Source organism: Rhodococcus sp. NPDC019647, from assembly GCF_044389235.1.
GTDB lineage: Bacteria > Actinomycetota > Actinomycetes > Mycobacteriales > Mycobacteriaceae > Rhodococcus_F > Rhodococcus_F oxybenzonivorans.
Genome location: NZ_JBIRXS010000003.1, coordinates 35,995 through 53,828 on the forward strand (window position 1 = coordinate 35,995; position 17,834 = coordinate 53,828).

A 17,834-nucleotide genomic window follows, 5' to 3' on the forward strand; every position below is an offset into this window, starting at 1 on the left:
CGCGCCCGTGAGTGGTTAACGAGTCTATGCACTCGCGGATCACGCACGGGCGGCGGAGTCGCCTCATTAGCGGTGTTTGAAGACTGGTGGGCGTTTTTCGACGAATGCGGTCATGCCTTCTTTTTGGTCTTCGGTGGCGAAGGTGGAGTGGAAGACTCGTCGTTCGAAGCGGATTCCTTCGGTGAGGGTGGTTTCGAAGGACCGGTTGACGGCTTCTTTCGCCATCATCGCCACCGGTAGCGACATGTCGGCGATGGTGGTCGCGGTCTGCAGGGCCTCGTCGAGCAGGTCCGCGGCGGGGACGATCCTCGAGACCAGTCCGGCGCGTTCGGCTTCCTCGGCGTCCATGTTCCGGCCGGTCAGGCACAGTTCCATCGCCTTGGCCTTACCGACCGCCCGGGTCAGCCGCTGCGAGCCACCGATCCCGGGAATGACCCCGAGTTTGATCTCGGGTTGCCCGAACTTCGCGGTGTCCGCGGCGATCAGGATGTCGCAGAGCATCGCCAACTCGCATCCACCGCCGAGCGCGTATCCGGCGACCGCGGCGATGGTGGGGGTGCGGGCCGCGGCCACCGTGTCCCAGGCGGAGAAGAAGTCGTCGAGGTAGACGTCCATGTACGACTTGGGTTGCATCTCCTTGATGTCGGCGCCGGCGGCGAAGGCCCGATCGGATCCGGTGATCAGGATGGCCCCGATCTCGGCATCAGCGTCCAACTCCTCCACTGCGGCGACGACCTCGCGCATCAGCTGTGAGTTCAGGGCGTTGAGGGCCTTCGGGCGGTGCAGGGTGATGATCCCGACCCGGCCCTGACGGTCGAGCAGGATGGTCTCGAAGTCGGTCACTGGTTCCCCCCGGCCTGCGCGGTCTGTGCGGTGGAGCGGTCGCGGATGTCGTTGACGATGGCCGAGAAGTCCTCGCCGCCGTGCCCACTGTCGTGGAACCGGCGATACAGTTCGGCGGCCCGCAGCCCGAGGTCGGCCTCCACGCCGTTGGTGGTCAGCGCGGTCGCGGCGAGACCGAGGTCCTTGTCCATCAACGCGGCCGCGAAACCGGGCTGATAGTCGTTGTTGGCCGGGCTGGTCGGTACCGGTCCGGGCACCGGGCAGTTGGTGGTCAAAGCCCAGCACTGACCGGACGCGTTGGAGGCGACGTCGAACAGGGCCTGGTGGCTCAGTCCGAGCTTTTCGCCGAGGACGAAGGCCTCGCTGACCGCGATCATCGACACCCCCAAGATCATGTTGTTGCAGATCTTCGCGGCCTGCCCGTTTCCGGGGTTCCCGCAGTGCACCACCTTCTTGCCCATCACCTCGAGCAGCGGCCTCGCGGCCTCGAAGTCCTCATCGGCACCGCCGACCATGAACGCGAGGGTGCCCGCGGCCGCGCCCACGACCCCACCGGAGACGGGGGCGTCGACCGAGCGGTGCCCGGCGGTGACGGCCTCGTCGTGCGCGGCGCGGGCGTCCGCGACGTCGATGGTGGACGAGTCGATGAACAGGGTGCCCGGCTTCGCGGCCGGCAAAATCTCCGCATACAGGCCGAGGACGAGCTTGCCATTCGGCAACATCGTGATCACCACCTCCGCCTCACGGACGGCGTCGACGGCCGACTCGGCGACGGTGACCCCGTCTTTGGTGGCCTGTTCGAGGGCGGCGGGCGCGAGGTCGAAACCGACCACCGTGTGCCCGGCCTTGACGAGGTTGGCCGCCATCGGACCACCCATGTGGCCGAGTCCGAGAAATCCGATAGTGCTCATGATGCAGTCCCTCCTGGACGCGTATCGCTGGCCGAAGCAGCCGGAACGGCTGTGGCTGTTGCTGTGGCTGTGGGGGTGGGTGGGGTGAGGCCGAGTTCGAGGTCCCCGAGCGGGGCGAAGAACGCCTCGACCTGCTCGTCGGTCACCTCGTCGAGGGTGGCGGGGGACCACTGCGGGTTGCGGTCCTTCTCCACCACCTGCGCGCGGATGCCCTCGACCAGATCAGGGGAGGACAGGCACGCCACGGACACCCGGAACTCCTCGTTGAGGACTTCCTCGAGGCTGCCCGCCGCCCTCGCCCGGCGCAACGATGTCAGGGTGACCGCGCACGCGGTCGGCGACTTCGACAGGATCTGCTCGGCGGCCTTTTCCGCCTCCGGCACCCCGCTGCCGCGCAGGCGGGCGACGATGTCGGGAACACTGCCCGCGGAGTAGGCGGCGTCGATCCACCCCTGCTGCGCCCACAGTTCCGAGGGCGGGGCGGGTTCGGTGAACCGGGCGAGGGCGTCGTCGACGGAGGACTGCGCGAGTGCCTCGATAAAGCTGTCGATCTTCGCCGAGGGGAGGTAGTGGTCGGCGAATCCGCACGCGATCGCGTCCCCGGCGCTCAGGCGGGCGGTGGTCAACGCGATGTGGGTGCCCAACTCGCCGGGGGTGCGGGCCAACAGGTAGGTGCCGCCGACGTCGGGGACGAACCCGATCCCGGTCTCGGGCATCCCGATCATCGACCGCTCGGTGACGACCCGGACGCTGCCGTGCGCGGAGACCCCGACGCCGCCGCCCATCACGATGCCGTCCATGATCGCCACATACGGTTTCCGGTAGCGGGCGATGGCCGCGTTCAGGATGTACTCGTCCCGCCAGAACTCCCGCGACCCGGTGCCGCCCTCTTGGGCGTCGTGGTAGATCGACACGATGTCCCCGCCCGCGCACAGGCCTCGTTCACCGGCCCCTGTGAGGACCACCGCCCGCACCCGATCGTCGTCGGACCACGCGGCCAGGGCTGCCGCGATCTGCCCAACCATGCCGTGGTTGAGGGCGTTGATCGCCTTCGGCCGATTCAGCACCAGCCGGCCCACACCGTCCCGCGTGTCGACAATGACCTCAGATTCCGAATTCAGGTCGCTCACCCTGCCGCTCCTTTATGTCCGACGATGCTGCGGGCGATGACGACCCGCATGATCTCGTTGCTGCCCTCGAGGATCTGGTGCACCCGCAGATCCCGGACGATCTTCTCGATGCCGTACTCGGCCAGATACCCGTACCCGCCGTGCAGTTGCAGCGCCTTGTTGGCGACCTCGAAACCGGTGTCGGTGGCGAACCGCTTCGCCATCGCGCACAGCTCCACCACCTCCGGGGCGCCCTCGTCGAGGGCGGCCGCGGCCCGCCACAACAGGGTGCGGGCCGCCTCGAGTTCGGTGCGCATGTCGGCGAGCTGGAACTGCAACGCCTGCGACTCGAGCAGCGGCGCACCGAACGCCTTCCGGTCCGCCAGATACGCGACCGCCTTCTCCAGCGCGGCCTGCCCACCACCGACCGAGCACGCCGCGATATTGAGCCGGCCCCCGTTCAACCCGGCCATCGCGATCCGGAACCCACCCCCCTCGCTGCCGAGGAGATTCGCCGCCGGCACCCGCACATCCTCGAAGATCACCTGCCGGGTCGGTTGGGCGTTCCAGCCCATCTTCACCTCGTTCGGCCCGAACGAGAGCCCCGCCGACTCCTTCGGCACGATGAACGCGGAAATCCCCTTCGGCCCACCCTCTCCGGTGCGGGCCATCACCACATACACATCCGACGTCCCCGCCCCGGAGATGAACTGCTTGACCCCGTTGAGGACAAAAGAATCACCGTCGCGGACCGCCCGGGTGCTCAACGCCGCCGCATCCGACCCGGCACCCGGCTCGGTCAGGCAGTAACTACCCAACTGATCCATCGCACACAACCCCGGCACGAACGCACGGCGCTGCTCCTCGGTGCCGAACCTGTCGATCATCCACGTCACCATGTTGTGGATCGAAATGTAGGCGGCGATCGACGGGCACCCCCTCGCGAGCTGCTCGAAGATCCGGGCCGCGTCCACCCGGGTCAGCTCCGAGCCACCCACATCCTCGCGAATGTAGATCCCGCCCATCCCCAACGACGCCGCCTTCCGCAGCACATCGACCGGGAAATGCTTGGTCTGATCCCACTCCACGGCATACGGCGCCAGATGCTCGGCCGCGAAGTCACGGGCCGTCTCACTGATCGCCCGCTCGTCATCGGTCAAGGTAAACATACGATTCGACCCTTTCAGATCGGAGAAGTTGGAAGTACTATAGTTGGACATCCACGAACATTGCTAGTCCTCGTCCGTCACGGGCGGCGAAAAGCCGGCTCCTCCGAGTGTGGGATGGGAAGTCGTCCCGGAGGTCGGAGTGCCAGGGCAATTGGTCTCATCTGGGTTGATTGCCGGCCACAGACGTGCAGTTCGTCGTCAAGCATTGGTGAAAAGGAGACCTTTCGTGACCGCTACTGAACCGGCCGCAACAGAGCGATCTTGCTCTGAGTCAACGGAAGTTTCGGGGACAGCACTGATCGCGGCGGTACTACAGACGCAGAAACTGATCGTTCGCAAGCTTGATGCCACCCTCAGTCCGTTCAAGCTGTCTTTTCCTCGGTACGAGGTCCTGTCGTTGGTCGATGCGGCACCGAACGGCGTCATGTCCACAGCGCTTCTGTGCCGCACTCTGGACCGGCATCCCACCACGATCACGTCCTTGATCGACGGACTGGAGCGCACCGGGTTGGTCACCCGTTCGACCAACCCCGTCGACCGACGCGAGACTCTCGTGACCATCACCGATCGTGGCCGGGCTGCGGCGCTGTCGGCCGCACGGGTCGTCGACGATGTCTCCGCCGTGGACCCTGAAGTGCTGCGCCGTCTGAGCATCGACCTACACACGCTGCTCGTCGCAACGTCGCACGCACAGGCGCGGCAAGGCGCCGCGCCGTCGGCTCACACTTCCGAGAGCGTCCGAGGGAACGGCCGCGATGACCAGCGCTGACGCCCACGACGGTCGGAATGCCGATGCTGCCCCGCCGGTCACGATCGATGCGAGAGGCATTCGATCTGATGACCTTCGGTATTTGCTCGCGGTCGCACGGAGCGGGCGCCGTCGATCGGCGGCAAAGGACCTGGGTGTCGACCACACCACTGTCTCGCGGCGCGTGAATGCACTGGAGAAGGCTCTGGGAGTTCGTCTGCTGCAGCGCAGCGCGGACGGCTGGGAATTGACCGACGTCGGGCGGTCCGTCGCCGAAAAGGCCCGGCTCATCGAGGAAGCAGTCCAGGAAACCGCGGATGTCGTGGCCGGCATCAGTGAGAATACGCTCCGCGGAACCATCCGCGTCACTGCCCCGGACGGGTTCGGACCGATGTTCGTCGCCCCGGCCCTGGCTAAACTTCGCATGAACCACCCCAATCTCGTTGTGGAACTCATCACCGCCACAAGGCAACTGAATTTGCAACCGGCGGGATTCGATATTGCCGTCGCTGTCGGAACCCCGATCAGCAGTCGGCTTGTCTCGGAACGTATCTGCCAATACTCGCTAGGCCTGTACGCCAGCGAACAATATCTACGCGATCACGGTGAACCCGCCACCATGGACGAGCTGACAGCCCACCCGCTGATCTTCTTCGTCGACTCCCTCTTGCAGGTGGGAGACCTCGACCTCGAGCGGCACCTGCCCGGAGTGACTGCTAAATTCATGTCTACCAATATCTTTGCGCATGTTTCGGCAACACGTGCCGGCGGCGGCATCGGATTGCTTCCCGCTTTCATGGCCGACCAGCATCCCGACCTTCGCCGGGTGATGGCCGACCTGGTCGACGTCCGCCTCTCCTTTTCCATCGCGGCGCGCAGGGCAAGCCTGACAAACCCGGCCGTGCAAGCAGTTCGACGCGTACTCCAAGAAGAAATCCTCAGCCGCCGAGACGAATTGCTCCCGGAACCGCGACACCCGAAACCCGCGGGCCCCGACAGGTCACAGTGACCGCACGCTCCGTAGGGGTCGGTCACATGGCGGGCGCTGTATGGACGGCGTTGCAGGACACTTTCTCCTGCAACGCCGCCCACCGACTACCGCATTTGTTACGCCCGCGTGGTGACCTCTGAGTCGAACTGGTCGACCAGACTGCCGCTGCCGATCCAGTCGAGGATCTGCTCGGTGTGCTGACCGAGTACCGGAGGGGGAGCGTGCTGAGTACGCACCAATGACTGTCCGTCCGCGGTTTCCATACGCAGCGAGGGACCCGGCAATTGCACCGGCCCGACCACTGGGTGGTCGACCTCGAGGAGGAGTCCCTGACTACGGGTCTGCTCCCATTCGTAGACCTCGTCGATGGTACGAATCGATCCCGCAGGCACACCGGCCGTTTCGAGGGCGGCGAGAACTTCGGCCCTGGTGCGGTTGGTGAAGTCCGCTTCGATAGCGGCGATGAGCGTGTCGCGGTTGGCGACCCGGTCCCGGTTGACGGTGAACCGGGGGTCATCCGCCGACAGCCCGGCGACGGGAGCGAATTTCGCCCAGATCGCTTCGCTGCCGACCGCGATCTGCACGTATCCGTCGCCGCACCGGAAGCTGCCGTAGGGTGCGATCTGGGGGTGGTGGTTGCCGGACCGCTGGGCGACCTGTCCGCCGACCGTCCACTTGGTGCCCTGGAAGGTGTGGGCACTGACCGCCGCGGCCAGCAGCGACGTGCGCACCACCATGCCCTTGCCGGTCTTTTCCCGGGATGCCAGCGCCGCCGACACCCCCGCGGTTCCGTGCACGCCGGCGAGCACGTCCGCGATCGGGACCCCGATGCGGGTGGGTTCGCCGTCCGGGGTTCCGGTTACGGACATCAGGCCGGCCTCGCCCTGGGCGATCTGGTCGTAGCCGGCGCGGGATCCTTCCGGGCCGTCGTGCCCGAATCCGGTGATCGACAACGTGATCAGCCGTGGATTGAGCTCCTCGAGCACGTCGGTCGGAAAGCCGAGGCGGTCGAAGGCTCCGGGCCGGAGGTTCTCGATCAGCACGTCCGCCCGCCGGATCAGCCTGCGCAGCGCCTCGCGCCCGTCCTCGCTCTTGAGGTCGAGGACGATCGATTCCTTGTTCCGGTTCGCCGACATGAAGTACGACGACTGCGGGTCGTCTTGCGGCCCGACGAACGGCGGTCCCCAGGTGCGGGAGTCGTCGCCGGTGCCGGGGGCTTCGACCTTGATCACCCGGGCCCCGAGATCGCCGAGCATCATGGCGGCGATCGGGCCGGCGAGTGCGCGGGAAAGGTCGAGCACGAGGATGTCGTTCAGTGGTCCGACAGTCATGGAATTCCGTTCAGTCCAGGGTAAGGAAGCGAGGGGTCAGAGTGTGCGCAGGCGCACGTTGACCTGCTTGGTCTGGGTGAAACCGGCGATCATGCCCTCGAGCGACACTTCGCGGCCCAGGCCACTCTGCTTGTAGCCGCCGTAGGACTGGCCCACCATCTGGCCGCCACCCTGGTTGACCTGCACCCACCCGGTTTCCAGGGCGTGGGCGGTGGACAGCGCCAAATCGAGATTGTGTGTCCAGACGTAGGCGGCGAGCCCGTAGTGCGAGTCGTTGGCCATCGCGACGACGTCGGCGTGATCGGTCCACGGGATGGCGACGAGGGCGGGACCGAAGATCTCCTCCCGGGACAGGCGCCAGGAGTTGTCGGCTCCGGAGAACACGGTCGGGCCCATGTAGTAGCCCTCGGATTTGCCGACCTTGTCGGGGGAGCCGTCGAGGACCGTCGAGACCGTGTTCGAGCTGAGGCCGTCGTCGAGGAAACCGCAGACCGACGCGAACTGTGCCTCGTTGATGATGGCGCCCATGTCCGTGGCGTCGTCCAACGGGTTGCCGACCTTCAGCCCGGCCAGGGTGGTGACGAGGCGGTCGAGGACGTTGTCGTAGATGTCCTGGTGTAGGAACAGGCGGGAGCCGGCGGTGCAGCTCTGGCCCTGCCTGTGTACGCGGGTCGAGAGCAGCAGCTGGTTGATGAAGTCGTCGTTGATATCGACGTCGGGGAAGACGATCGACGGGTTCTTACCGCCGAGTTCGAGGGAGACGTGTGCGAGGCGGCCACCGGCTTCACGGGCGACGTGTCGCCCGACCTCGGTGGAGCCGGTGAAGGAAACCTTGTCGACGTTCGGGTGCTGGACCAGCGCTTCGCCGGCCACCGAGCCTTTTCCGGTGATGACGTTGAGGACACCGGCCGGCAGATGCTCGGCGCAGATCTCGGCGAGGAGCAGCACGCTCAGCGGGGCTGCTTCGGCGGCCTTGACCACGACGGTGTTGCCCGCTACCAGGGCGGCGGGGATCTTGAATCCGGCGATCATCAACGGGGAGTTCCAGGGCAGGATGCAGCCGATGACGCCGAGCGGCTCCTGGCGGGAGTACTGAAGCTGGTCATCCCCGGCGGGCAGAACCGTGCCCTTGATCTCGCCGGCGACACCGGCGAAGTAGCGGAACAGGTTCGCCAGGGTCTGCACTTCGGGGCGAGCCTGGGTGCGTAGCGCGTTTCCGGTGTCGAGGGCGGTCAGCCGGGCGAGCTCCTCGGCGCGGGCGTCGATGGCGTCGGCGATCTTCGACAGAATCCGGGCGCGGGCGGTGAAGTGCTGAGACTTCCAACGTGGGAAGGCCTTGTGGGCAGCACGCACCGCGCGATCGACGTCCTCGGCGCTCGAGGTCGGGACACGGCCGATCACGTGCTTCCGCAGAATAGGCGTGGTCACCTCACTCCACTGACCGTCGAGAGCTTCCACCCACGCCCCGTCGACGAACATCGGGTAGTCGCGAGCTTCGGGAATCTGAAGGTCCGCGAGGGAGGTCTGGGTGGAAGTCATCTGGCGTCTCCTAGCTGTATCGTGCTCGGGCAGCATGAGCACGGCTCATGCGTCGGGCAGGACGTGAGTCAATGAATCGCCGTCGAAACTCCGATGGCGGCGGGTGATACATCCACGATGCGGTGCGAGTCCGCGCCGGTCAATCACCAGATCCGCTACCCGGGTGCGCAAAAATGCGCCACCACTGCGGGCGGGCACCCGCACATCCGCAGGTGCCCGTCCGGTGTCCGAGAGCGGGCTGGCATCGAAAGGGGTGCCGAAAACCTCACCGTGGTTCTTATCGGTGATGAGGCGTTCCGGAATACCTTTTTGCGGAGCGCGCAGTAACACTCGCCGCCGAATGCTTACCCGTACCCGGCGGTTTCATATATTCGTGAATCGCGACGCGAAAAAGCCCTCTGCCGAACGTAATTCGGTCACGACTTCGTCTCGAGTGCGTGAATTCGACACAAGTACCAACGGTGTCGAAAATGATCTTGCTCGAAATTCTGGATTACGCGCGAGTAACCAATAAAGGTGTTTATGCTGCGGTCCACACTGGGACTTATCCCCGCCACGGGGTGCTGGTGTCCAGGTACAGACGAAGGAGAACCGTTGACCAAGACAGCGGAGCCGAAGATCGCACTCGTGATACCCGACGCCGCCCCCGAGGGGGAGGACCGCGCCGGCGGCGGGTTCGGCGCACGGAACGCGCTGAACGCAGTGACGGGAGTCGTCGGGCAGGGCCGCGTGGTCCTCGAGGAGTCGCTTCGCCTCGGGCGCGAGCTGACGAAGATCACCGTGGGCAGCTCGGATGTAGGGCCGGCCGCGGGCGATCGGCGGTTCACCGATCAGGCGTGGACGAACAATCCGATCTACCGCCGTGTGCAACAGACCTACCTTGCTTCCGTCGACGCGGTCGAAAGTGTCGTCGAAGACTTGGGCCGACGAGTCGATGACCGCCACGCGCGGGAAGCGGCGTTCGTATCGACCGTCCTCACCAGCGCGCTCGCACCGACGAACTACTTGCCCACCAACCCCGCGGCCGTGAAGGAAGCATTCGACACCGGTGGGATGAGTCTGGTTCGTGGCGCCCGCAATTATGTGTCCGACCTGCGCCACAACGGTGGGATGCCGCGAATGGTCGATCCCGACGCCTTCACGGTCGGCGTCGATCTCGCCGTGACGCCGGGTGCCGTCGTCTCCCGCGACGAGGTCGCCGAGGTGCTGCAGTACACGCCGACCACGGAGACCGTGTACGAGCGCCCCGTGCTCGTGGTGCCGCCGCCGATCGGCCGCTACTACTTCCTCGACCTGCGTCCCGGCCGCAGCTTCGTCGAGCACGCTGTGTCCCGCGGACTGCAGACGTTCATGCTGGCGTGGCGTAATCCGCAAGCAGAACAGAGTGACTGGGACCTCGACACGTACGCGCAACGGGTGTCGGACGCGATCGACGAGGTCCGGGAGATTACCGGAAGCGATGACGTCAACGTGATCGGTTTCTGCGCCGGCGGTCTCATCACCACCGCCCTACTCAACCACCTCGCCGCCACCGGGGACACCCGCGTGCACAGCATGTCGTACGCCGTGACAATGCTCGACTTCGCAGACCCGGCGGGGCTCGCGGCGTTCTCGGGACCGAGACTGCTACAGCTGGTGAAGGGCCGGTCCCGGCGGAACGGCATCATCTCGGCACGCGATATGGGCAGCGCCTTCACGTGGATGCGCCCGAACGACCTCGTCTTCAACTACGTGGTCAACAACTACCTCATGGGACGGACGCCGCCGGCCTTCGACATCCTCTCCTGGAACGCCGACGGCACCAACCTGCCCGGCGCGCTGCACGTCCAGTTCCTCGACATCTTCGAGAACAACACCCTTGCGACGCCGGGAGCGATGACGGCGCTCGGCACGCCCGTCGACCTCGGCAGGATCACCGTGCCCACCTTCGTCTCCGGCGCGATTGCCGACCACCTCACTTCTTGGAAGAACTGTTACCGCACAACCCAACTGTTGTCGGGCGACACCAAGTTCGTGCTCAGCTTCTCCGGGCACATCGCCAGCCTCGTCAACCCGCCCGGCAACCCGAAGTCCCACTACTGGGAAGGCGGAGAGCCGGGACCCGATCCCGAGGCGTGGCTCGATGCGGCGACGAAGAAGACCGGCAGCTGGTGGGAATCCTGGGCCGATTGGGTCTCGGAACGGGCCGGCGAGCGCATCACCGCGAGTACCCGCCTGGGCAGCGACGAGCACACCGTCCTCGGTGACGCACCCGGTCTCTACGTGCGCGACCTGAAAGCCGGTATTCCCGTGTAAAGGGCGGCCAGGGATCGCCCGGCCTGCATGACGGTGCGGTCGGGTCGCACGATTGCGCGACCCGACGTCAGCCGCACAATTATGGTCGATACTGATGGAACTCATGTGGGATGCGGAAACATTGACTGCGCTGCGGGCAGCACTGTACGCCCGCAGCGGCGTCGTGGACCTCGTGCGCGGGCGCCTGACCGATGATGTGTTGCAAATGGTGGGTGACGGACTGGTCAGCGCGATCGCCGATCATCAGGATGGCGCGCGGGACGTGGCGGCCGAATGTTCAGCGGCGCTACGCCTGCGCGACTGGACCGGTGACGACGTGCTTGCCGACCAGTTGGAGGCCGCGTTGGAGATGTGCCCGCCACCGTTGCTCCGGCCGCTCGCGGTCGACCTCGAAGAACTCGGATCGATGCTCGAAGGTGATTTTGTCTACGGCGGTGGCCGGATCGATCTCAGGACCGGTGACACGTGGCCGGAAATAGTAGCGGGCGAGACTTTCGACGAGGACGCGGATGACCCCGACCGCTGGTTGTACGTGGAGTGCACGGGATCGCGGGCCGGGTACCGCGACATGGAATTGTTCATCGACTCGCTTACCGATACCGGCCTCGCCGACCGGCTGACTATCGCAATCTCCGGGCGCGGGGCATTTCGCCGTTTCAGAGAGGTGCTCGTACAGATGCCCGACGAGTTCCACCGCTACCAACTGCTCTCGGACGAACGCACGCGCGGACGTGCACGCCGATGGCTTGCGGATCAGGGCTACCGGACGAAGTTCACGCAGCGGTGACTATGCCGTCAGCGTCAGGACCCGCAACCGTCAGTCGTCGGGCATCATCGCTCGGGCGACTTTGCCGCCGTACTGTTCGGCCTGATCACTCGGCAGTCCGGAGTCGGTGAGAATCGATTCGACCTCGTCTATCGCTGCGACTTTGGCGAGGGCACGGTGTCCGAACTTCGAACTGTCGGCGAGAACGATGGTGCGCGCCGCGGCCGAGATGATCGCTCGTTTGAGCGGCACTTCGAGCGTGTTGGTATTGGTGATACCTGCAGCCGGGTCGATGGCGTCTGCTCCGAGGAAGGCCCAGTCGGCCGAGTAGTCGGAGAGGAAGTCGACGGCGCGTTCGCCCACGAGTGTGAAGACGGATCCGAGTAGCTCGCCACCGGTGACCAGCAGGCGTACGGCGGGGATGGTGGCTACGTACTTGCCGATGCGAAGGTCGTTGGTGATGATCGTCAAATCAGCTTTGTGACGAAGCTCCAGAGCAACCTGGTAGGTGGTCGACCCGCTGTCGAGGATAACCGTGTCGCCATCGGCCACGTGCTGCGCTGCGCGGCGTGCGATGGCGATCTTCTCGGGTCGTCGCTCGGTTTTCTTTACCGCGTAGGGGATTTCGGAGGATGCGCCTGTGACGGGCCGCGCTCCGCCGTGCGTTCGTTCGGCTTGGCCGGAACGAACCAACGTGTCGAGGTCACGCCGAATCGTCGACGCGTCGACACCGAGCTCGCGTGAGAGAACCTTCGCCTCTACATATCCGTCGACGTGAAGGCGTTGGAGTATTTCGCCACGTCGTGTGGTTGCGGACAAGAAACACTCCTTGAAACTCGGCTCGATGCACACGCGGATCAGGTCTGCCCGGATCCTACCTTCTTATGCGCGGTTATTGACAGTCCGATCGCGCAAACGGCATGATTGCACGCAATTGCTGCGCGATATCGTGCAGCCGTGGGTCTGTGGCTTGGGTCGGCGGTCGAGCAAACGTCAAGGAGTTCCCGATGCAGTTGGGTGTGATAGGTCTAGGGCGGATGGGCGGAAACATGCGCGAGCGTGTTCGTGCCGCGGGTCACGAGGTCGTCGGCTTCGATTTCGATCCCACCGTGCGTGACGTCGACTCGGTGGCCGAATTGGTCACTCGCCTCAGCGGCCCCAGGGTGGTGTGGGTGATGGTTCCTGCCGGTGAGCCGACCCGCTCAGTGATCGCCGAGCTGAGCGAGCTGCTCGGGCCCGGAGATCTCGTAATCGAGGGCGGAAACTCGCGCTTCTCGGACGATGAGTTCCACTCCGCTGTGCTCGGTGAGCGCGGAATCGGTTATCTGGACTGCGGCGTATCGGGCGGAGTATGGGGCCTGGACGAGGGCTACGGGCTGATGGTGGGCGGGGACGATGCCGATGTTGCACGCGCCATGCCGATCTTTGATGCGCTCACGCCCGAAGGGAAGCGGGAGGACAGTTTCGTGCATGCGGGGCCGGTCGGCGCCGGCCACTACGCCAAGATGGTGCACAACGGTATCGAGTATGGATTGATGCAGGCGTACGCCGAGGGATACGAACTCCTGGCCGCCGAACCCCGCATCACTGCCCCCGACGCTGTGATGGGTGCGTGGCGGCAGGGCACCGTGGTGCGCTCCTGGCTACTCGACCTTCTCGTCGCTGCGCTTCGGCAGGACCCGGGATTGAGCTCGATATCCGGGTACACGGAAGATTCGGGCGAGGGGCGCTGGACGGTCGAAGAGGCCATCTCCCACGCCGTGCCGGTCCCGGTCATCTCCGCTGCCCTGTTTGCGCGTTTCTCCTCCCGCCAGCCGGATTCACCTGCCATGAAGGCGGTTTCGGCTCTGCGGCAACAATTCGGTGGACATCAGGTTCGGAGCATGGAGGCGGTGCAGTCGTGATCAAGCTGGGATACAAGGCGTCGGCGGAGCAGTTCGGTCCGCGGGAGTTGGTGGAGCTGGGTGTGCTGGCGGAGGCGCACGGGATGGATTCGGCGACGGTGTCGGATCATTTCCAGCCGTGGCGGCACGAGGGTGGGCATGCGCCGTTCTCGATTGCGTGGATGACGGCGGTGGGGGAGCGGACGGAGCGGTTGCAGTTGGGGACGTCGGTGATGACGCCGACGTTTCGGTACAACCCGGCGGTGGTGGCGCAGGCGTTCGCGACGATGGGGTGTTTGTATCCGGGTCGGGTGATGCTCGGGGTGGGTACCGGTGAGGCGCTCAACGAGATCGCGACGGGTTTTGCGGGGCAGTGGCCGGAGTTCAAGGAGCGGTTCGCGCGGTTGCGGGAGTCGGTGCGGTTGATGCGGGAGTTGTGGCTCGGGGATCGGGTCGATTTCGAGGGCGAGTATTTTTCCACGAAGGGGGCGTCGATTTATGACGTGCCCGAGGACGGGATTCCGGTGTATATCGCGGCGGGTGGTCCGGTGGTGGCCCGGTATGCGGGGCGCAGTGGGGACGGGTTCATTTGTACGTCGGGTAAGGGGATGGAGTTGTATACGGAGAAGTTGTTGCCGGCGGTGGCGGAGGGGGCGGCGAAGGCGGAGCGCGATGTCGCGGAGATCGACAAGATGATCGAGATCAAGATTTCCTATGACACCGATCCGGAGTTGGCGCTGGAGAACACCCGGTTCTGGGCGCCGTTGTCGTTGACGGCGGAGCAGAAGCATTCGATCGATGATCCGATCGAGATGGAGAAGGCGGCGGATGCGTTGCCGATCGAGCAGGTCGCGAAGCGGTGGATCGTGGCGTCGGATCCGGATGAGGCGGTCGCGCAGATCAAGCCGTATCTCGACGCGGGATTGAATCATCTGGTGTTCCACGCGCCCGGACACGACCAGAAGCGGTTCCTCGAGTTGTTCGAGAAGGACCTTGCCCCCCGGCTGCGAGGACTCGCATGACACACAACGTCACCACTACACCGCTGTGGCAGAAACTGTCCGATCACCACTGGGAAGTCGCGGCCACGCACCTTCGGGAACTGTTCGACGCAGACCCCCATCGGGGCGAAGATCTGAACGTCACGGCCGGCGATCTCTACATCGATTACAGCAAGCATCGTGTCACGCGCGAGACGGTGGGCCTGCTACTCGACCTCGCCCGGGCCGCCGGAGTGGAACGCCACCGTGAGGCGATGTTCACCGGCGAACACATCAACACCTCCGAGGACCGGGCTGTTCTGCACACTGCTCTGCGCGCGAACCCCGAGCGCGAGCTGATCGTCGACGGACAGAACGTGATCGAGGACGTGCACGCGGTGCTTGGGCGGATGGGTGAGTTCACCGATCGTGTCCGATCCGGCGTGTGGCGCGGGGCCACCGGCGAGCGCATTCGTACGGTGGTGAACATCGGGATCGGTGGATCCGACCTCGGTCCGGCCATGGCCTATCGCGCCTTGCGCCACTACGTCGACGGGCCCGAGGTACGGTTCGTCTCGAATATCGACCCCACCGACCTGCTGTCGAATCTGACCGACCTGGACCCGCGCACCACACTGTTCGTCGTTGTTTCCAAGACCTTCTCCACGCTGGAGACGATGACGAACGCATCCGCTGCCCGGCGCTGGATCACCGGCGCACTGGGGGACAACGCGGTGCCCCGCCATTTCGTCGCGGTGTCTACCGACACTGCACGGGTCACGGAATTCGGCATCACCGCGGATAACATGTTCGGCTTCTGGGAATGGGTGGGCGGACGGTACTCGGTCGGGTCCGCCGTCGGACTTTCGGTCATGATCGCGATCGGACGGGAACGGTTCACCGAGTTCCTCGGCGGAATGCGCGCGATTGACGAGCACTTCCGTACTGCACCATTGGAATCGAATGCGCCCGTCATCCTCGGAATGCTCGGTGTGTGGTACTCGAGCTTCTTCGGCGCCGACTCGCGGGCCGTGCTGCCGTACGCGAACGACCTGGCCAGGTTTCCGGCATACCTGCAACAACTGACCATGGAATCGAATGGCAAATCGGTGCGGGCGGACGGTACTCCGGTCGGCACCTTCACCGGCGAGGTCTTCTGGGGAGAGCCAGGCACGAACGGGCAACACGCGTTCCATCAGCTCCTGCACCAGGGCACACATCTGATCCCCGTCGACTTCGTGGGATTCACGGAGCCGGTGGAGGATCTACCCACAATCGACGGCATCGGCTCCATGCACGATGTGCTGACCGCGAACCTCCTCGCACAATCGAAAGTTCTCGCGTTCGGCAGGACCGACGCCGAGATCGCAGAAGATGGGACACCCGCCGATCTCGTCCCACACAAGGTGATGCCCGGAAACAGGCCTTCGACAACAATTTTCGGCACGAAGCTCACCCCATCGACTCTCGGACAACTGATCGCCCTGTACGAACACCAGGTATTCGTTCAAGGCGTCGTCTGGGGAATCGACTCGTTCGATCAATGGGGAGTCGAGCTCGGTAAGACGTCGGCTCTGGAACTGGGACCTGCCCTCTGGGACCAGGACGGACCTGCTCAGGCCGGGGACAGCTCCACCGCCAGTCTGATCCGCATCTACCGACGATCGAGGAAGGAACGCAGTTGCCTGCCCTGACGGTGCGGCTGCCCGTCCCCATCGCCGAGGAGTGGGACTGGCAGCTGTCCGCGGCCTGCCGGGACACCGACCCCGCGGTGTTCTTCCACCCCGACAACGAACGAGGCGAACCCCGTGCGCGTCGAGTACGTGCGGCCAAACAGGTCTGCCGGCGGTGTCCCGTGCGGGACCGGTGCCTCGAATATGCACTCGGATCTTCCGAACGCCATGGCATCTGGGGTGGTTACACCGAGGACGAGCGCAAGAAGCTGCGAAGGTCAGTTCGCTGACTACGCGGCTCAATTCATCCGGGTTGTTGAGCAAGCTTGCAGCCTCCCGGGGAGTCTTTGGTCGCAGTGAGTGGCAGGCGCAGCGCTGCCGGGGCGTGTGCTGGAACGGCCGGCGACCGGGGTGTGATGGGGGCAAGCCGACGGTATGGCTCGGATTGGGGCGGCCGCGGGTCGGCGTCGCCCTTGTTGGGCCAGAACGAGAATGCGCGCTCAGCTTGTGCGGTGATAGTCAGTGACGGATTGACGCCCAGGTTTGCGCTCACTGCGGACCCGTCGACGATCGATAGGCCCGGGAAGTTGAACACGCGGTGGTACGGATCGATGACGCCGGTCTGACGTGCGAACGGGTGGGCCTGGGTAACTCCCGACGAGGTGGAATATCTGAACTAGTTCTGATGTAATGGTAGGTATGAGCAAGTCGCCGGCCACCACCACGTTCTCCGATTTCTTGAGGGCACCGAAGGAGGTACTCGGCGTTCTCGAGGACACTGGTGAGGTGGTGCTGACGCGTCGGAACGCTCCGGCTTTGCGGTTGACCCAGGAATCGGCGAGCCGCGCGGAATTGAGCACCCTCGGCGTGGTCGGGCAGCTCTTCGCTGCTTCTCTGGACGAGGCGGCGCTCGATCGGGTCGCCACCCGCCTTGCGGTGGCTTTGCCGTGGATCGGGTTGCTGCCGGCGGGGTTGCACGCGGAGTTCATCGCCGAGTTCCAGGACATCGCGCGGGCCTGCATCGCGGTGGCCCGCTTCGATCGGCTCGGAATTCTGCTCGAGGCATGGCAGGCCACAGCGGAGGCGTATGCCGACCCGCGCCTGACCGCCGACGGCTCCGATCTGGAGTACCTCGACGTTCCTGAGGTGGTCACGGAACCGGGCCGCGACGCGTGAGCAAGAAGGGCGGAGCGGTTCCTCGTCCGGCCAAACGTACCGAATGGCAGCTGGTGTTCGCCACGCGTGATGCGGAGAAAGGGTGGACCGATCTGCTGGCCACTGCCCGCAACGCCACGGTCGACACGTGGGACACCCTCACCCGGGAACCGACAGTGCAGACGCCGCGGCTGTATCAGCTCAAAGGCGACTATGCCTACGGGAGGTACAACGGACGTAACTTCGCCCGCTACCAGTACAAAGTGACCAACGGCGGGCGGATCTGGTTCTTCCTCGATCCGGCTCCGAGGGGGGACAAGGTCGCCGGCCGGGTCCTGCTCGAGCGCTGCGAGCCCGGGCACCCGAAAGAAACCGAATAGGCATGGCTTCTTTGTCGAGTCGGATTCCGGGTGATGGGCTGAGAGTGGTGGCGCCCACCCA

17 protein-coding genes and 1 pseudogene are annotated in these 17,834 nt (G+C 65.1%); 10 read left to right on the forward strand and 8 right to left on the reverse strand.

Features of this window, described 5'->3' with window-relative positions:
- Positions 1-66 precede the first annotated feature (66 nt).
- Genes ACH49N_RS07660 through ACH49N_RS07675 form a run of 4 tightly spaced genes read right to left on the reverse strand, consistent with a single transcriptional unit; the run spans position 67 to position 4,032 of the window.
- The gene (locus ACH49N_RS07660; protein WP_358278093.1) at positions 67-843 is read right to left on the reverse strand and encodes an enoyl-CoA hydratase; all 777 of its coding nucleotides are present in this window, start codon (positions 841-843) and stop codon (positions 67-69) included.
- The gene (mmsB, locus tag ACH49N_RS07665) at positions 840-1,754 is read right to left on the reverse strand and encodes a 3-hydroxyisobutyrate dehydrogenase (RefSeq protein WP_358278095.1); all 915 of its coding nucleotides are present in this window, start codon (positions 1,752-1,754) and stop codon (positions 840-842) included. The genes ACH49N_RS07660 and mmsB overlap by 4 nt, the downstream gene beginning before the upstream one ends.
- On the reverse strand, positions 1,751-2,875 hold the full coding sequence (locus ACH49N_RS07670; RefSeq protein ID WP_397504494.1) for an enoyl-CoA hydratase/isomerase family protein: 1,125 nt from the start codon (positions 2,873-2,875) through the stop codon (positions 1,751-1,753). The genes mmsB and ACH49N_RS07670 overlap by 4 nt, the downstream gene beginning before the upstream one ends.
- A 5-nt stretch (positions 2,876-2,880) precedes the next feature.
- A complete protein-coding gene (locus ACH49N_RS07675) occupies positions 2,881-4,032 on the reverse strand; it encodes an isobutyryl-CoA dehydrogenase (RefSeq protein ID WP_358272033.1) in 1,152 nt (383 codons plus the stop codon).
- 226 nt (positions 4,033-4,258) lie between these two features.
- On the opposite strand from ACH49N_RS07675, the gene ACH49N_RS07680 reads away from it, so the two are divergent.
- Together ACH49N_RS07680 and ACH49N_RS07685 are read left to right on the forward strand one after the other, a co-directional pair.
- Positions 4,259-4,801, forward strand: coding sequence for a MarR family transcriptional regulator (locus ACH49N_RS07680; RefSeq protein ID WP_358272031.1), 543 nt, complete (start codon positions 4,259-4,261; stop codon positions 4,799-4,801).
- Positions 4,788-5,789 carry a LysR family transcriptional regulator gene (locus ACH49N_RS07685; protein ID WP_358272029.1) on the forward strand — a complete coding sequence of 334 codons (1,002 nt, stop codon included), beginning with the start codon at positions 4,788-4,790 and terminating at the stop codon, positions 5,787-5,789. The genes ACH49N_RS07680 and ACH49N_RS07685 overlap by 14 nt, the downstream gene beginning before the upstream one ends.
- Positions 5,790-5,887: 98 nt before the next feature.
- Here ACH49N_RS07685 and ACH49N_RS07690 read toward each other — a convergent pair whose 3' ends face one another.
- Both ACH49N_RS07690 and ACH49N_RS07695 read right to left on the reverse strand, forming a co-directional pair.
- A complete protein-coding gene (locus ACH49N_RS07690) occupies positions 5,888-7,102 on the reverse strand; it encodes a CaiB/BaiF CoA-transferase family protein (RefSeq protein ID WP_208963089.1) in 1,215 nt (404 codons plus the stop codon).
- Positions 7,103-7,138: 36 nt separating this feature from the next.
- Complete coding sequence (locus ACH49N_RS07695; RefSeq protein ID WP_358272027.1) at positions 7,139-8,641, reverse strand: aldehyde dehydrogenase family protein; 1,503 nt, start codon at positions 8,639-8,641, stop codon at positions 7,139-7,141.
- Positions 8,642-9,235: 594 nt separating this feature from the next.
- Here ACH49N_RS07695 and ACH49N_RS07700 point away from each other — a divergent pair.
- Together ACH49N_RS07700 and ACH49N_RS07705 are read left to right on the forward strand one after the other, a co-directional pair.
- Positions 9,236-10,936: an alpha/beta fold hydrolase gene (locus tag ACH49N_RS07700; RefSeq protein ID WP_358272025.1), complete on the forward strand. Its 1,701-nt coding sequence runs from the start codon at positions 9,236-9,238 to the stop codon at positions 10,934-10,936.
- Positions 10,937-11,030: 94 nt separating this feature from the next.
- The gene (locus ACH49N_RS07705; RefSeq protein WP_358272023.1) at positions 11,031-11,723 is read left to right on the forward strand and encodes a UPF0158 family protein; all 693 of its coding nucleotides are present in this window, start codon (positions 11,031-11,033) and stop codon (positions 11,721-11,723) included.
- Positions 11,724-11,753: 30 nt separating this feature from the next.
- On the opposite strand, the gene ACH49N_RS07710 is transcribed toward ACH49N_RS07705, so the two are convergent.
- Entirely contained in the window at positions 11,754-12,521 is a 768-nt protein-coding gene (locus ACH49N_RS07710) for a DeoR/GlpR family DNA-binding transcription regulator (RefSeq protein WP_358272021.1), read from the reverse strand.
- A 188-nt stretch (positions 12,522-12,709) separates the two neighbouring features.
- On the opposite strand from ACH49N_RS07710, the gene gnd reads away from it, so the two are divergent.
- From gnd to ACH49N_RS07730, 4 genes are read left to right on the forward strand one after another with little or no spacing between them, the layout of a single operon-like run.
- A complete protein-coding gene (gnd, locus tag ACH49N_RS07715) occupies positions 12,710-13,606 on the forward strand; it encodes a phosphogluconate dehydrogenase (NAD(+)-dependent, decarboxylating) (RefSeq protein ID WP_358272020.1) in 897 nt (298 codons plus the stop codon).
- On the forward strand, positions 13,603-14,607 hold the full coding sequence (gene fgd / locus ACH49N_RS07720; RefSeq protein ID WP_358272018.1) for a glucose-6-phosphate dehydrogenase (coenzyme-F420): 1,005 nt from the start codon (positions 13,603-13,605) through the stop codon (positions 14,605-14,607). The genes gnd and fgd overlap by 4 nt, the downstream gene beginning before the upstream one ends.
- Positions 14,604-16,259 (forward strand): glucose-6-phosphate isomerase, encoded by a 1,656-nt coding sequence (pgi, locus tag ACH49N_RS07725; protein WP_358272016.1) that lies wholly within the window; start codon positions 14,604-14,606, stop codon positions 16,257-16,259. Before fgd ends, pgi begins: the two co-directional genes overlap by 4 nt.
- Positions 16,247-16,528, forward strand: a complete 282-nt coding sequence (locus ACH49N_RS07730) for a WhiB family transcriptional regulator (protein ID WP_159918606.1) — start codon at positions 16,247-16,249, stop codon at positions 16,526-16,528. The genes pgi and ACH49N_RS07730 overlap by 13 nt, the downstream gene beginning before the upstream one ends.
- Positions 16,529-16,542: 14 nt before the next feature.
- On the opposite strand, the pseudogene ACH49N_RS07735 reads toward ACH49N_RS07730, so the two are convergent.
- Positions 16,543-16,863 (reverse strand): annotated as a pseudogene (locus tag ACH49N_RS07735) (GMC oxidoreductase); the annotation flags it as partial.
- A gap of 74 nt (positions 16,864-16,937) precedes the next feature.
- Between ACH49N_RS07735 and ACH49N_RS07740 the strand changes: the two are divergent.
- Positions 16,938-17,414, forward strand: coding sequence for a hypothetical protein (locus ACH49N_RS07740; protein WP_358272015.1), 477 nt, complete (start codon positions 16,938-16,940; stop codon positions 17,412-17,414).
- Positions 17,411-17,773 carry a hypothetical protein gene (locus ACH49N_RS07745; RefSeq protein ID WP_358272013.1) on the forward strand — a complete coding sequence of 121 codons (363 nt, stop codon included), beginning with the start codon at positions 17,411-17,413 and terminating at the stop codon, positions 17,771-17,773. The genes ACH49N_RS07740 and ACH49N_RS07745 overlap by 4 nt, the downstream gene beginning before the upstream one ends.
- Positions 17,774-17,834 lie beyond the last annotated feature (61 nt).

Bases quoted from the DNA above. Each gene is read 5' to 3' on its own strand.
- mmsB (WP_358278095.1), bottom strand. From the start codon at position 1,754: ATGAGCACTATCGGATTTCTCGGACTCGGCCACATGGGTGGTCCGATG.
- ACH49N_RS07675 (WP_358272033.1), bottom strand. From the start codon at position 4,032: ATGTTTACCTTGACCGATGACGAGCGGGCGATCAGTGAGACGGCCCGT.
- ACH49N_RS07685 (WP_358272029.1), top strand. From the start codon at position 4,788: ATGACCAGCGCTGACGCCCACGACGGTCGGAATGCCGATGCTGCCCCG.
- ACH49N_RS07690 (WP_208963089.1), bottom strand. From the start codon at position 7,102: ATGACTGTCGGACCACTGAACGACATCCTCGTGCTCGACCTTTCCCGC.
- ACH49N_RS07695 (WP_358272027.1), bottom strand. From the start codon at position 8,641: ATGACTTCCACCCAGACCTCCCTCGCGGACCTTCAGATTCCCGAAGCT.
- ACH49N_RS07705 (WP_358272023.1), top strand. From the start codon at position 11,031: ATGGAACTCATGTGGGATGCGGAAACATTGACTGCGCTGCGGGCAGCA.
- gnd (WP_358272020.1), top strand. From the start codon at position 12,710: ATGCAGTTGGGTGTGATAGGTCTAGGGCGGATGGGCGGAAACATGCGC.
- pgi (WP_358272016.1), top strand. From the start codon at position 14,604: ATGACACACAACGTCACCACTACACCGCTGTGGCAGAAACTGTCCGAT.
- ACH49N_RS07740 (WP_358272015.1), top strand. From the start codon at position 16,938: ATGAGCAAGTCGCCGGCCACCACCACGTTCTCCGATTTCTTGAGGGCA.